The sequence below is a fragment of the Frederiksenia canicola genome (assembly GCF_011455495.1).
Lineage (GTDB): Bacteria > Pseudomonadota > Gammaproteobacteria > Enterobacterales > Pasteurellaceae > Frederiksenia > Frederiksenia canicola.
The window spans coordinates 1,019,685-1,032,769 of sequence record NZ_CP015029.1; the positions used below are offsets into that span (position 1 = coordinate 1,019,685).

The 13,085-nt window shown below is 41.1% G+C and carries 13 protein-coding genes and 1 riboswitch; of the genes, 6 read left to right on the forward strand and 7 right to left on the reverse strand.

Going from position 1 to position 13,085, the window contains the following annotated elements; translation table 11 throughout:
• Positions 1–97 precede the first annotated feature (97 nt).
• The 7 genes from tehB to lexA all read right to left on the reverse strand — a co-directional run bounded on the left by tehB (position 98) and on the right by lexA (position 5,447).
• On the reverse strand, positions 98–961 hold the full coding sequence (gene tehB / locus A4G17_RS04990; protein WP_123957172.1) for an SAM-dependent methyltransferase TehB: 864 nt from the start codon (positions 959–961) through the stop codon (positions 98–100).
• Positions 962–1,051: 90 nt separating this feature from the next.
• Positions 1,052–1,537 (reverse strand): 4-hydroxyphenylacetate 3-monooxygenase, reductase component, encoded by a 486-nt coding sequence (gene hpaC / locus A4G17_RS04995; protein WP_123957171.1) that lies wholly within the window; start codon positions 1,535–1,537, stop codon positions 1,052–1,054.
• A 34-nt stretch (positions 1,538–1,571) separates the two neighbouring features.
• A complete protein-coding gene (locus A4G17_RS05000; RefSeq protein ID WP_123957170.1) occupies positions 1,572–1,895 on the reverse strand; it encodes an HI1450 family dsDNA-mimic protein in 324 nt (107 codons plus the stop codon).
• 9 nt (positions 1,896–1,904) lie between these two features.
• Positions 1,905–2,255: a DsrE/DsrF/TusD sulfur relay family protein gene (locus A4G17_RS05005; protein WP_123957169.1), complete on the reverse strand. Its 351-nt coding sequence runs from the start codon at positions 2,253–2,255 to the stop codon at positions 1,905–1,907.
• 287 nt (positions 2,256–2,542) lie between these two features.
• Positions 2,543–4,357 (reverse strand): ATP-dependent DNA helicase RecQ, encoded by a 1,815-nt coding sequence (recQ, locus tag A4G17_RS05010; protein ID WP_123957168.1) that lies wholly within the window; start codon positions 4,355–4,357, stop codon positions 2,543–2,545.
• The gene (gene cyaY, locus A4G17_RS05015) at positions 4,357–4,665 is read right to left on the reverse strand and encodes an iron donor protein CyaY (RefSeq protein WP_123957167.1); all 309 of its coding nucleotides are present in this window, start codon (positions 4,663–4,665) and stop codon (positions 4,357–4,359) included. The genes recQ and cyaY overlap by 1 nt, the downstream gene beginning before the upstream one ends.
• Before the next feature lie 152 nt (positions 4,666–4,817).
• On the reverse strand, positions 4,818–5,447 hold the full coding sequence (gene lexA / locus A4G17_RS05020; RefSeq protein WP_123957166.1) for a transcriptional repressor LexA: 630 nt from the start codon (positions 5,445–5,447) through the stop codon (positions 4,818–4,820).
• 154 nt (positions 5,448–5,601) lie between these two features.
• Between lexA and plsB the strand changes: the two genes are divergently transcribed.
• From plsB to recA, 6 genes are all read left to right on the forward strand, one after another.
• Entirely contained in the window at positions 5,602–8,058 is a 2,457-nt protein-coding gene (gene plsB, locus A4G17_RS05025; protein ID WP_123957165.1) for a glycerol-3-phosphate 1-O-acyltransferase PlsB, read from the forward strand.
• Positions 8,059–8,071: 13 nt separating this feature from the next.
• Positions 8,072–8,989, forward strand: coding sequence for a Dyp-type peroxidase (locus A4G17_RS05030; RefSeq protein WP_123957164.1), 918 nt, complete (start codon positions 8,072–8,074; stop codon positions 8,987–8,989).
• 38 nt (positions 8,990–9,027) lie between these two features.
• A riboswitch (TPP riboswitch) is annotated at positions 9,028–9,125 on the forward strand.
• A gap of 52 nt (positions 9,126–9,177) precedes the next feature.
• Complete coding sequence (gene thiB / locus A4G17_RS05035) at positions 9,178–10,155, forward strand: thiamine ABC transporter substrate binding subunit (protein WP_123957163.1); 978 nt, start codon at positions 9,178–9,180, stop codon at positions 10,153–10,155.
• Between the two features lie 124 nt (positions 10,156–10,279).
• Positions 10,280–11,251: an aminodeoxychorismate synthase component I gene (locus A4G17_RS05040; RefSeq protein WP_123957162.1), complete on the forward strand. Its 972-nt coding sequence runs from the start codon at positions 10,280–10,282 to the stop codon at positions 11,249–11,251.
• A complete protein-coding gene (locus A4G17_RS05045) occupies positions 11,229–11,831 on the forward strand; it encodes an aminotransferase class IV family protein (RefSeq protein WP_123957161.1) in 603 nt (200 codons plus the stop codon). Before A4G17_RS05040 ends, A4G17_RS05045 begins: the two co-directional genes overlap by 23 nt.
• Positions 11,832–11,938: 107 nt before the next feature.
• Positions 11,939–13,042: a recombinase RecA gene (gene recA / locus A4G17_RS05050; protein WP_123957160.1), complete on the forward strand. Its 1,104-nt coding sequence runs from the start codon at positions 11,939–11,941 to the stop codon at positions 13,040–13,042.
• The last annotated feature ends 43 nt before the right edge of the window (positions 13,043–13,085 follow it).

The following is a 13,085-nucleotide window of genomic DNA, read 5'->3' on the forward strand; positions in this document are numbered from 1 at the left end:
AATGCGAGCGTAATGCTCGCATTTTTCATGACAAGCGGTCAGTTTATCCCCATTTTTTGCAAATTTTTGCTCGGAAATGACCGCTTGTAAGTCTGAATTAGGCGACTTTCTTAGCTAACATAGTGGCAAATTTAAGCTGAATGCGGTTGCCATTTTCATCGGTTTTATGTAAATGGCCGAGATCTTCATTATATTTAACCAATTCCCAGCCTTTGTAGTATTCCGCTAATTCACCTTCCGCAAAAGTGAATGAAAACGGCATTGGACAAGGGTAATCTGCGGTGCTCATTGCACACACAATCAAATTATAGCCGCCGATTTTGGTGTTTTTCTGCATATTTTCGATGATAGCGGGAATGCGATCGCGATTTAAGAACATCATCACTACGGTAGAAACAATAAAATCAAAGTCGCCCGAAATATCTGCTTGGTTGATGTCGTACACATCGGTGCGAATATTTTTCATCCCTTCTTTTTCGATGATGTGGTCAAGAAAATGAATACTTTCGGCATTGTGATCGACTGCAGTCACATCAAAGCTTAGCAGATTCAAATAGAGCGAATTACGCCCGCGTCCACAGCCTAAATCCAACACTTTGCCCTGCTGAATATAATGCATTGCATTTAACACTTCTGAATGAGTCGTGGTGAGATTGTATTTTTTCGCAAAATAATCTTCAGGCTTGCAGTAAAAACCAAGTTGGCATTCAAGATCATCGGTTAAGGCTTCCACCTTATGCCAAACTTGTGGTTCAACAAAGGGGCGTTGATGATTTACATCAAATACTTCTTCGCTCACCACATCGCCTTCTTTGGTGAGCTCGTAGTATTTAATTGCCCCTTTCAAAATCGTCAGTTTCGCCCAAGTTCCCACTTTGGTATTGTGCTTTTCTTGGAACATTTGCGGCAGGCTGTCTTTCGTCCAAATGGGCATTTGTTTGTAGAGAATAAGATCTTGCATAATTTTTCCTAAAATGAAGTGATAAAACGTAGCTATCTTATAACAAAAAGACCGACTATTTTAGTCGGTCTTTTTGTTATTTGATTAAGATCAAATTTCAGCGGCCTTGAATTGGCGCGAAAAATAAATCAGCCCGTGCTTTGGTGAATGGCTAATGTCAGAGAGTTTCACAATAAAAATAGAGTGGCTGCCAACGGGGTAGCTTTCGACAATTTCGCCTTGTAAGCAAGAAACCGCATCACGAAGTAGTGGCACACCGTGCTGACCTTCATTCCATTGGTTCCAACTAAAACGTTCTTCCATCGTGCTGCCTGACATTCCCGCAAAATGTTTGGCAAGATCGGCTTGTTCATGGCTAAGTACATTAATACATACTTTACCATTCTGTTTCACCACATCGTGCAGTTCGCTATTTTGATTAACGCAAAAAAGTACGCTTGGTGGGCTGTCAGTAACCGAGGTAACCGATGAAACGGTAATCCCCACTTTACCTGCTTCACCATTACTTGTCACAATGTGTACCGCAGCAGCAAGATGTGCCATTGCGTCTCGAAATTGCTGTGAAAATTCAGCCATTATTTTCTCCTTTTATTTTTGATTTTTGTTGTTTTTATTCTTTCCAAATCACGTGGTACTCACGATTTTCTGCATTGTGTGAAATTAAGAAACGGGCGAAAATATCGTCCATTTCATCTTTTTCATTGTATAAACCAATCCAAACTTCTGCGAAGGCTTCAGGATCGATCAAGGTACCAATTTCTTGATCCCAATTATCGCTGGTTTCAACCATTTCGGCTCCGCCACGTTCTTCAAATTGCAAATTGAACAGTAGAATATCGGCAGGATCGAGATTTTCCCCAGCCATTTCTAAGAAAATATCGTAAGCGATATCAATGGCTTCATCGGGAGAGAGTGTATTATTTTCCGTTGTCATTTGTATTCCTTAAAAATTCAAGACTTTGTCTGCAGCCATTGTCCAGTCAGCAAGTTCAATGAGTGTACCAATTTCCACGCCATCAGCCAGTGGCAATTCGGTCATACCTCGGGCGTTAGTACAGGTTTTGCATAGTTTAACGATTGCTCCTTGAGCAGAGAGAATTTCCAACATTTGCTGAGCGTGATAGCTCTCCGTTGGATTCTGTTTGGCTAGTCCAGCAACGACGGCATCAGACATTAAAAATAGCTTAATTTCTGCGTTGTGCTGGTCTTGAATTTGTAATGCCAAACGTAATGCACTGAAGAATGTTTCATTACCATAAGGGGCGGCGTTGATAATAAAGAGAAGTTTTTGCATAAAAGCATCCTTACAAGCGGTTAGATACTGAGAAAGTTTTACAAATTTTTCCTTTAGTAAAAGCAAAAAGGAAGAGAAGCTATTATTATCCCACCCAAACGCATTTTGCAATAAATAGTCGTGAAACCATCGTAACAGCTGGATTAATTTCTGTTAGACGATCGGCTGCTAATTTCATTACACAATAGTGGATGACATGCCCATCAATATTTTCGGAGCTTGCAATTCGCGAATGCCACAGGTATTTCAGAATTTGTGACAAAGATGACGAATTATTGTAGAAATAATTAATTTCTATATTGGGTATGTTCTTGGATTAGCTGTAAAAATGCAGGGCCAAAACGCTCTAATTTTCGCTCTCCAACTCCGTTAATCGAAAGCATTTCTTCTTCCGTAATCGGTAAAAACTCTGCCATTTCTTGCAAAGTGGCGTCGTTGAAAACTACATAAGGTGGCACATTTTCTTTATCAGCAATCTGTTTACGTAAAAAGCGCAAGCGGGCGAACAGATCCTTATCATAATGGCGTGTTGGTTGCGGTTTCTGCACATAAGCGGTCGCAGAAAAGCTCAACCGTGGCATTGCTAATTCCAGCGGTATTTCTGCCCGCAAAATTGGACGAGCCTGTTCGGTGAGTTGTAATGCAGAATGGTTCACAATGTTTTGCTGAATAAAGCCCAAATGAATGAGCTGACGGGTGACGCTGATCCAATACTCTTGAGATTTGTCTTTGCCGATGCCGTAAACGGAAAGGGTATCGTGCTGAAGATCTCGAATTTTTTGATGATTTAACCCACGTAGCACCGCAATAATGTGGTGTAAACCAAAGCGTTGCCCGGTACGATAAATAACCGACATCACTTTTTGGGCATCGACTAAGCCATCATATTTTTGGGGCGGATCAAGGCAAATATCGCAATTTTTACAAGGCTGTTGGCGAGATTCGCCAAAATAATTGAGCAGTACTAAACGGCGGCACGTTTGCGATTCGGCAAATGCCCCGATGGCTTGCAATTTATGTTGTTCGATTTGACGTTGTTCACTTTCGGGCTTTTCCAATAAAATTTTATGCAGCCAGCCGTAATCCGCAGGATCGTAAAACAGCACTGCTTCTGCGGGCAGATCGTCTCGTCCTGCCCGTCCGGTTTCTTGGTAGTAGGACTCAATGCTGCGGGGTAAATCAAAATGCACCACAAACCGCACATTCGATTTATTGATCCCCATACCAAACGCAATAGTTGCCACCACCACTTGAATGTTATCTCGTTGAAAGGCATTTTGTACGGTTTCCCGCTGCTCGGCCGTCATCCCTGCGTGGTAGCCCATTACCGCAATACCACGAGTTGCCAGTCTTTCGCTAATTTCCTCCACTTTTTTGCGGCTATTGCAATAAATAATGCCACTTTTGCCTTTTTGACGGTGGATGAATCTGACTAACTGATCCATCGGCTTGAATTTTTCTTGCACGGTGTAGCGAATGTTTGGGCGGTCGAAACTGCCTAGATAAGTGTGCGGATTTTCCAGCTGCAAATGCTGGATAATATCAGCTCGAGTCGTGGGATCTGCCGTGGCGGTCAGAGCAACAAGCGGTGTGTTTGGGAAAGTTTTTCGCAATCCACCAAGCAAAGTATATTCAGGGCGGAAATCATGCCCCCATTGAGAAACACAATGGGCTTCATCCACCGCGAGCAAGCTGATTTTGCAGTGATGAATAAAGTGGAAAAAGTTAGAGGTCATCACTTTTTCGGGGGAAAGATAGAGTAGTTTGAGTTGTCCCGATAACGCTTTTTGCTCAACAAGCTGCTGTTCGGCTAAAGTTTGACTAGAGTTGAGATAAGCCGCTTCGATCCCGTTTGCCAAAAGCTGATCGACCTGATCTTTCATTAAGGAAATCAGCGGCGAGATTACCAATGTGATGCCATCTAGACAGAGTGCGGGCACTTGATAGCAAAGGGATTTTCCGCCGCCCGTGGTCATAATCACTAAACAGTCGTTGCCTGTCAAAATGGCATCAATGACTTCTGCTTGTCCGTGACGAAAAGATTGGTAGCCGAAGACGTTATGTAAAATGTCTTCGGCTTTAGCAAGGGGGGAATAGGACATTAACTAAACGAAACGGTTTCACCGTGGCGAGCAACCGCTTCTTCTAAGTGACGCCAAAATGAACGACCTTCTGAGCTTAGCCAATCGCCATCACGGTAAGCAAAATGGAAACCGCCCAATTTGCTGGCAAGCCATAATTCAAGCATTGATTCCTGTTTATTGATTACGATCTGTGAATCGTCATTAAAATAGAGCGTCATTACCGAGCCTTGTGTTTCACAATCCACATCGCAACCTTGCTCATCTAATTGTTCTTCAATCTTTGCCCACACCTTTTCAATTTCTTGCTGAAATTCCGCTAAATTCATCGTTGTTTCTCTTGTTTGCTAGATAAAAAATAAACTGCTATTTTGGGCTTTTCTGCGTGGCTTTTCAATCTAGATTTGCAAAAAATGCATAGGAACTGACCGCTTGTCGTTGAGAACAAGCGGTCAGTTCCGCAGAACGTTTTGCAAATGTATTACATCCACGAATTACTGCGAATAACGCCGACGGCTAAGCCTTCAATTTCAATAAATGAAGTGCGAGGATCAACAATAATTGGCTTAAGTGCATCATTTTCTGGATGGAGATAGATTAAGTCGCCTTTGCGTTCTAAGCGTTTAACCGTCACTTCATCATCCACTCGAGCGACGACAACCTGGCCATTACGAACCGAGGTGGTTTTATGTACGGCAAGTAAATCACCATCTAAAATACCAATTTTTTCCATGGAGTCGCCTTCCACTTTGAGCAAATAGTCGGCTGCGGGAGAGAACATTGCACCATTTACGGGGATATGATTTTCCACATGTTCAATTGCCATAATTGGAGAGCCCGCAGCCACTTTACCGATTAATGGTAAACCATCGTCATTTGCGGCAGCTTCGGTATCAACGAGTATACGAATACCACGCGAAGTACCCGAAAGCATCTCGATATAGCCTTTGCGAGCAAGGGCTTTGAGATGTTCTTCGGCGGCATTTGGGGACTTAAAGCCGATTTCACGAGCGATCTCAACCCGTGTTGGCGGCATGCCAGTGGTTTCGATATGTTGTTTCACAAAATCGAAAATTTCTTGCTGGCGAGCAGTTAGATGCTGACGTTTCATAAATTCCTCACTGTCTTTATATACAGAAAACAGTGTCATTATATACAGTGAAAAGTGGTTTGTAACTAATAAATTGAATTTTCTTGAAGAAATTTATGTTAAAATCACAATAATTTTAATCCAATCCATAACTATTAAATAAAAGGATATAAAAATGTCTAGTCTGGTTAGCTTTTATCGTAAAGTTTTAAATTTACCCCTTTCTTTATTAGTCAAATCACATTCAATCCCAACAGAGCCTGTTCAAGAACTTGGTTTGAATCTCAATCAGCCTTTTGTTTACGTACTACCTTATACTTCACAGACGGATTTATTAGTTTTACAGAAAAACTGTTTGGCATTAAATTTGCCTGATCCTTTGCAACATAATGAAGTGAATGGGCAATTATTGCCACGTTATGTATTTTTAGATGAAGGTCGCCGTTTTTTTAAAAGTAAAGGTGCCAAAAGTGAAACTGAATCTGTTTTTTATCGCTATTTAGATTTACACCGAGAAAATCCACAGCTGGACGTGCAAGTGATTCCTGTCTCCGTGTTATGGGGGCGTGCACCAGGTAAAGAAAAAGGGCTGCCTGTATTACGCTTACTGGGGGGATTTGAGCGTTTTTGGATGATTTTATGGTTCGGTCGAGACAATTTTGTACGCTTCTCGCAAGCGGTTTCACTACGTTATATGGTCGAAACGCATGGAGCCGATGAAGGTATCGCACAAAAACTGGCTCGTGTAGCAAAAATGCACTTTGCTAAACAGCGTTATTCAGCAACAGGACCTCGCTTGCCAAATCGTCAAGCGATGTTTAACAAGTTATTGCAATCGCCTGCGATCTTAGCTGCCATTGAAGATGAAGCGAAAAAGCCGAAAAGTTCGCCTGAGAAAGCTCGTAAAGAAGCCGAAAAAATTCTGGATGAAATCGCGGCAAACGTAAAACACGAAAGTTTGCGTACTGCTGATCGTGTTTTGAGTTGGTTGTGGAACAAGCTCTATCAAGGCATTAACGTCCAATACGCTGAACGTGTGCGTAAATTGGCATTAGAAGGACACGAACTGGTTTATGTGCCTTGCCACCGTAGCCATATGGACTATCTATTGCTCTCATATATTCTTTATCATCAAGGGTTAGTACCACCGCATATTGCTGCGGGGGTGAATCTAAACTTCTGGCCTGCAGGTCCACTATTCCGTAGTTGGGGCGCTTTTTTCTTACGTCGTACCTTCAAAGGCAATCGCTTATATTCAACGATTTTCCGTGAATATCTCGCAGAATTATTCTACCGTGGCTATTCGGTGGAATATTTCATCGAAGGTGGTCGTTCACGCACGGGGCGTTTACTTGAACCGAAAACGGGTATGATGTCGATGACCTTACAAGCCTTGCAACGAGGTTTGTCTCGTCCGATCAGCATTGTGCCAGTGTATATTGGCTACGAACATGTTTTAGAAGTGGATACCTACGCCAAAGAATTGCGTGGGGCGGAGAAAGAGAAAGAAAACGCAGGCTTAGTGTTACGGGTGATCAAAAAACTTCGTAACCTGGGTCAAGGCTATGTGAATTTTGGCGAACCGATTCAGCTCAACCACTATCTGAATTTGCAATTTCCAGAGTGGAAAGAACCGCTTGCAGAGGGCGAACGCCCGAAATGGCTAAATAATGCAGTGGAAGCAGTATCTAAACAGGTGATGGTCAATATCAATAATGCGGCCGCGGTGAATGCGAAGAATTTAATTGGCTCAGTGTTGTTGGCTTCTCGCCAGCGTTCGCTTACTCGTGAACAATTGATCGAACAAGTCGAAAGCTATCTAGAATTATTCAAAAATGTGCCGTATTCACAAGATGTGACTTTGCCAACAGATTCAGCCGATGAAATGCTCGATCATGTTATCACCTTGCCACGTTCAGGTGTGGTTTCTGAGAAAGATAGCTTCGGTGAAATTATTCGTTTAGATCGTCAATCGGCGGTCTTGATGACTTACTATCGCAATAACATTCAACATTTGTTTGTGCTGCCGTCGTTGGTAGCAAGTATTGTGTTGCACCACGAGGCAATTTCAAAAGATCTCATTATTCAAAGTATCAATCGCATTTACCCTTTCTTACAAGCAGAATTGTTTTTGCATTTTGATCAAAACGATGTGCGTAACCAAGTGGAAGCCATTTTGCAGGAGTTCACTCGCCAGCAACTGATTAAGAATGAAAGTGAAATGTTGATGATTAACCGTCATCGAATTCGTACTTTACAGCTACATTCTGCTGGTGTGAGAGAAGTGTTGCAACGTTACTACATTAGCTTAAGCATTTTAATTGAACAACCTGAAATCAGCCGCAATGAACTGGAAAAAGAGAGCCGTTCAATTGCTCAACGTTTATCGGTGTTGCATGGCATCAATGCCCCTGAATTCTTCGATAAAGCCTTATTTTCAACTTTTAGTAACACACTTAAAGAACAAGGGTATTTTGATGAAGAGGGCAATGCCGTGGTTGCTAAAGTGCAAGAAACAGAAGAACTACTGCGTGGTTTGATTTCCCTTGAAGTGCAACAAACAATCCAAGGGGCAATGGTAAAATTAGAAAAAGGCGAAGAGAATACTCAGTCGCAATCAACAGAAGCATAATTTGGAGAATACAATGGCAACCCCACAAAGTGGCATGACCTTAACCCATCGTAAAGCGGGTATTTTTATTGAAGCAATGGTATCCGATACGGAATCTTTGCGTTCAAAAATTCAACATGTTCATCAACAATTTAAACAAATTCAAGCACAATTTGAAAACGAGCCTCTTGGGCTTACTATTGCCTTTGGCACAAAGCTTTGGCAGCAGTTAGCAAGTGCGCAATCCGCAGCGGAATTGCACGATTTCCAACCGCTTGGCAAAGCTGAACGGGAATTTGCTCCAGCAACGCAACGGGATTTGTTAGTGCATATTCAATCAAATCGTCCAGATGTCAATTTCAGCGTAGCATTGATGCTTGTTGAGCAACTCAAAGAGTGCATTCAAGTGGTTGAAGAAATTCACGGTTTTCGTTGGGTGGAAGAGCGGGACTTTACAGGCTTTATTGATGGTACTGAGAATCCAAAAACCGATGAAAAACTGCGTGAAATTGCGTTGATTGACGAAGGTGAAGATGCTGGTGGTAGCTATGTATTAAGCCAACGTTATGTGCATCATTTAGATAAATGGCACAAGATGTCGGTTGATCGCCAAGAGCAAGTAATCGGTCGAACCAAAGTAGATAGCGTAGAATTAGATGATGTACCGCCACAATCACACGTTGGGCGAGTGGATCTGAAAGAAGATGGTAAGGGGCTAAAAATTTTACGCCATAGTTTGCCATACGGCTTAGCCAGTGGTGAACACGGCTTGTATTTCTTGGCATTCTCAAAACGCTTGCACAATATAGACAAACAGTTGTTAAGTATGTTTGGCGAATTAGACGGCAAAACTGATCGCTTGCTTGGCTTTACCAAAGCGGTAACGGGCAGCTACTATTATGCTCCAAGCCTTGAGCAGCTGTGCAATTTGCAAAAAATTGAGCGGAACTGACCGCTTGCTGAAAGCCTAAATCGGGCGGTATAATCCGCCCGTTCTCATTGGGGTGCTTTGTAATGCAGAAGCTGAGAAATACCCATAGAACCTGATCTGACTAATATCAGCGTAGGGATTTGAGACAGGAACAGCCGTATTTTCCAGTTTTAAATCCTTCTATTTCAATTATTTAGAAGGAAATTTCAATGAAACTTAAACCTCTTTTTGCCCTTTCTTCCCTTGCCCTTTCTTTTTCAGTGTTGGCAAACCAACCAACTTTAACGGTTTACACTTACGATTCTTTTACTTCCGACTGGGGGGCTGGTCCAAAACTAGAGCCGATTTTTGAACAACAATGTGGCTGCGACCTGAAATTTATGCCATTTGAAGATGGCGTAACAATGTTCAATCGTATCCGTCTGGAAGGCAATAAAACCAAAGCGGATGTGATGTTAGGCATTGATAACTTTGTGATGCCAGAAGCGGAAAAATCAGGACTATTTGCGGAAAGCGGGTTAGAAAACAAAGGGTTAGATCTTAACTGGACAGATAAAACTTTCGTTCCTTTTGACTTTGGCGAATATGCTTTTATTTACCACAAACAAAAAGTGGCGAATCCACCAAAAAGCCTCAAAGAATTGGTTGAACGTCAAGATCTCAAAGTAATTTATCAAGACCCTCGCACAAGTACTGTTGGGCGTGGCTTACTGTTTTGGGTAAATAGTGTTTATGGCGATAACGCTGAACAAGCGTGGCAAAGCCTCGCCAAGCATACAGTGACCGTGGGTAAAGGTTGGTCAGAAACCTACGGGGCGTTTTTAAAAGGCGAGTCGGATTTAGTACTCAGCTATGCGACTTCACCACTTTATCACCAATGGCACGAAAAAGATGAAAACTATGTGGCAGCAAATTTTGCTGAAGGGCATTTAGTCCAAGTGGAAGTTGCAGCGATCACCAAAGCCAGCAAGCAGCCACAATTAGCTAAACAATTTTTAGCTTTCTTACAACAGCCAGAAGCACAAAAAATCATCTCATTCCACAACGTGATGAAGCCTGTAGTTAGCAGCCAAGCAGATCCATTATTCAAGACATTACCAACCTATCCTGCGACAAATTTTACCCAGCCAAGCACCGACACCGTGAAGCAATGGTTAGCCACTTGGCAAAAAGCAGTGAGTAAATAACCGCTTGTATTGACATCTTCCCCACTTCGTTGGGGAAGAACTATCAAATCAATTCCCTAAAACGCCATTCTTACTTCGCAAAAATTGCTATAATGTTGCCATTCTTCGCTTTTATTGATAGCCAATGCAGTATTTTATTCAACAAGCCAATTTATTCGGTGAACGCAAACAGCCTTTCTTTTTTTTAATAGATTTTGAACAAAAAAAACCGCAAATTTACCCGTTAGATCAAGCAGTTGAAAATGGGATCTTTTTTGCATTTCCATCAATAACGAATTGGGCAGAAAATGTAACTCATTTTCCACAATTTGAATTAAACATTACCCCCACGGATTTTCAAGATTACCGACAAAGTTTTGAATTAGTAAAAGAGCAGATTCAAGCAGGAAATAGCTATTTATTAAACTTAACTTGTCAAACAAAAATCGCTTCCAATTACGATCTAAAACAGATTTTTCTCGCCAGCAAAGCTAAATATAAATTGCGATTAGAAAATCAGTTTGTCTGTTTCTCGCCTGAATGTTTTGTGCGGATCGAACAGAATAAAATCTATTCTTATCCAATGAAAGGTACAATGAATGCAAAAGAAGAAAATGCCGTTGAAAAGTTAATTCATTCAGAAAAAGAATTTACCGAACATAATACCATTGTCGATTTAATTCGTAATGATTTGGCGTTAGTCGCTAATAATATTCAGGTTCGTAAATATCGCTATTTAGAAAAAGTGCAAACCCACCGTGGTGCGATTTATCAAACGAGCTCCGAAATTTGTGGGGAATTGTCAGAAAATTGGCAAGCGGAAATCGGCACAATATTGGCAAAATTATTGCCAGCAGGTTCAATTAGCGGAGCACCGAAAGTGAAAACCGTTGAAATTATTCGCCAGGCAGAGCAGCAAGAACGAGGCTATTACACAGGTATTTTTGGTTATTTTGATGGCGAAAATTTAGATAGCGCGGTGGCAATTCGTTATATTGAACAAAAAAATAACCAACTTATTTTTCGTAGTGGTGGTGGTATTACATCATTAAGTGATTTAAACGAAGAATATAATGAAATATTAGAGAAAGTTTATGTGCCAATTTCCCTTGTTTGAAACCTTAGCCGTCATTGATGGTCAATTCCAGCGTTTGAATTACCATCAACAACGTGTCAATTTGGCGTTTGAACATTTTTTTAAATCGGAAACAATTTTAGATTTAACCAAAATAACCATTCCAACTGCGTTTAAATCAGGCTTTTTTCGCTGCCGCATTGATTATTCAGCCATAGCATTTGATATTAAATTCTATGCTTATACACCACGAAAAATGACACGTTTTCAATGTGTTTATACAGAAGATTTAGATTATCAATTCAAATATAGCGATCGCAAGCGGTTAGATTTTGCTAAAGATTTGCAAATTGATGAAGTGATTATTATCAATAATGGTTTTGTGAGTGATTGTACTATTGGAAATTTACTCTTTTTAAAGAATGAAAAATGGTATAGCCCGCAGCATTATTTATTAAAGGGCACGCAATTAACCTATTTATTAGATCAGCAGAAAGTGGAACTTATGCCAATTCATATAGATGATTTGTTTGGTTATGAGAAAATTATGGTTATTAATGCATTAAATCCCTTTGAGCCAGAGCGAGCGGTTTCGATCGATTCGTCAAGTGTTTTACGTTAGGTTTGCGATACAGATCGAAAAATTTGAAAAAAAACTTGAAACTGTATATTCAAACAGTATAATGCAACAAACTTTATGACTGTTAAATCAAATACAAGGATTATTTTATGGCAGAAAAAAAATCATCAGTCTCAACCGTTACTAAACATACTGATCCAGAAAGTAAAGAAAAAGCCTTAGCCGCAGCACTTGCTCAAATTGAAAAACAGTTCGGTAAAGGTTCTATTATGACCTTAGGTGCAACGCAAGATCTTGATATTGAAGCCGTTTCAACGGGGTCAATTGGTTTAGACTTAGCCCTTGGGATCGGTGGTTTACCGATGGGGCGTATTGTCGAAATCTTCGGACCAGAGTCATCGGGTAAAACGACGTTAACGTTATCACTTATCGCTGAAGCTCAAAAAATCGGCAAAACCTGTGCTTTTATTGATGCGGAACACGCATTAGATCCTGTTTATGCCCGAAAATTGGGCGTTGATACCGATAGGTTATTGATTTCACAGCCAGACCATGGCGAACAAGCCCTTGAAATTTGCGATGCATTAGTACGCTCGGGGGCTGTTGATGTCATTATCGTGGACTCTGTTGCCGCCTTAACACCAAAAGCCGAAATTGAAGGTGAAATGGGGGATTCACATATGGGTTTACAAGCTCGTTTAATGTCGCAAGCCTTGCGTAAATTAACGGGGAATGTGAAAAATACTAACTGCTTGGTGGTCTTCATCAACCAAATTCGGATGAAAATCGGTGTGATGTTTGGCAACCCAGAAACTACAACTGGCGGTAATGCATTGAAATTCTATGCGTCTGTGCGTTTAGACATTCGTCGTTCTGGCGTGGTAAAAGACGGTGAAGAAATTTTAGGCAGTGAAACCAAAGTCAAAGTTGTGAAAAATAAAGTATCTCCGCCATTCCGCACGGCACAGTTTGATATTATGTACGGTGAAGGTATTTCCAAAGTGGGTGAAATTCTTGGTTTAGCCGTTGATCACGATCTAATTAAGAAATCAGGTGCGTGGTTCTCTTATAATGGCGAAAAAATCGGTCAAGGCAAAGCCAATGCAATGAAATGGCTGAAAGAGAATACAGAACAAGCAGATAAAATCGAGCAAGAGTTACGTGCATTGTTAATGGCAAATCCTGATAAGGTTGTAACAGCCGCAGGATCGGATAATAATGACAGTGCAGATGAACAATTTGAAGAACTTTAATTGAAAAATGCGGTGTAATGCACCGCATTTTTGTTATATTGGC

Bases quoted from the DNA above. Each gene is read 5' to 3' on its own strand.
- cyaY (WP_123957167.1), bottom strand. From the start codon at position 4,665: ATGAATTTAGCGGAATTTCAGCAAGAAATTGAAAAGGTGTGGGCAAAG.
- recA (WP_123957160.1), top strand. From the start codon at position 11,939: ATGGCAGAAAAAAAATCATCAGTCTCAACCGTTACTAAACATACTGAT.
- hpaC (WP_123957171.1), bottom strand. From the start codon at position 1,537: ATGGCTGAATTTTCACAGCAATTTCGAGACGCAATGGCACATCTTGCT.
- plsB (WP_123957165.1), top strand. From the start codon at position 5,602: ATGTCTAGTCTGGTTAGCTTTTATCGTAAAGTTTTAAATTTACCCCTT.
- A4G17_RS05005 (WP_123957169.1), bottom strand. From the start codon at position 2,255: ATGCAAAAACTTCTCTTTATTATCAACGCCGCCCCTTATGGTAATGAA.
- tehB (WP_123957172.1), bottom strand. From the start codon at position 961: ATGCAAGATCTTATTCTCTACAAACAAATGCCCATTTGGACGAAAGAC.
- A4G17_RS05040 (WP_123957162.1), top strand. From the start codon at position 10,280: ATGCAGTATTTTATTCAACAAGCCAATTTATTCGGTGAACGCAAACAG.
- recQ (WP_123957168.1), bottom strand. From the start codon at position 4,357: ATGTCCTATTCCCCCCTTGCTAAAGCCGAAGACATTTTACATAACGTC.
- thiB (WP_123957163.1), top strand. From the start codon at position 9,178: ATGAAACTTAAACCTCTTTTTGCCCTTTCTTCCCTTGCCCTTTCTTTT.
- lexA (WP_123957166.1), bottom strand. From the start codon at position 5,447: ATGAAACGTCAGCATCTAACTGCTCGCCAGCAAGAAATTTTCGATTTT.
- A4G17_RS05030 (WP_123957164.1), top strand. From the start codon at position 8,072: ATGGCAACCCCACAAAGTGGCATGACCTTAACCCATCGTAAAGCGGGT.
- A4G17_RS05000 (WP_123957170.1), bottom strand. From the start codon at position 1,895: ATGACAACGGAAAATAATACACTCTCTCCCGATGAAGCCATTGATATC.
- A4G17_RS05045 (WP_123957161.1), top strand. From the start codon at position 11,229: ATGTGCCAATTTCCCTTGTTTGAAACCTTAGCCGTCATTGATGGTCAA.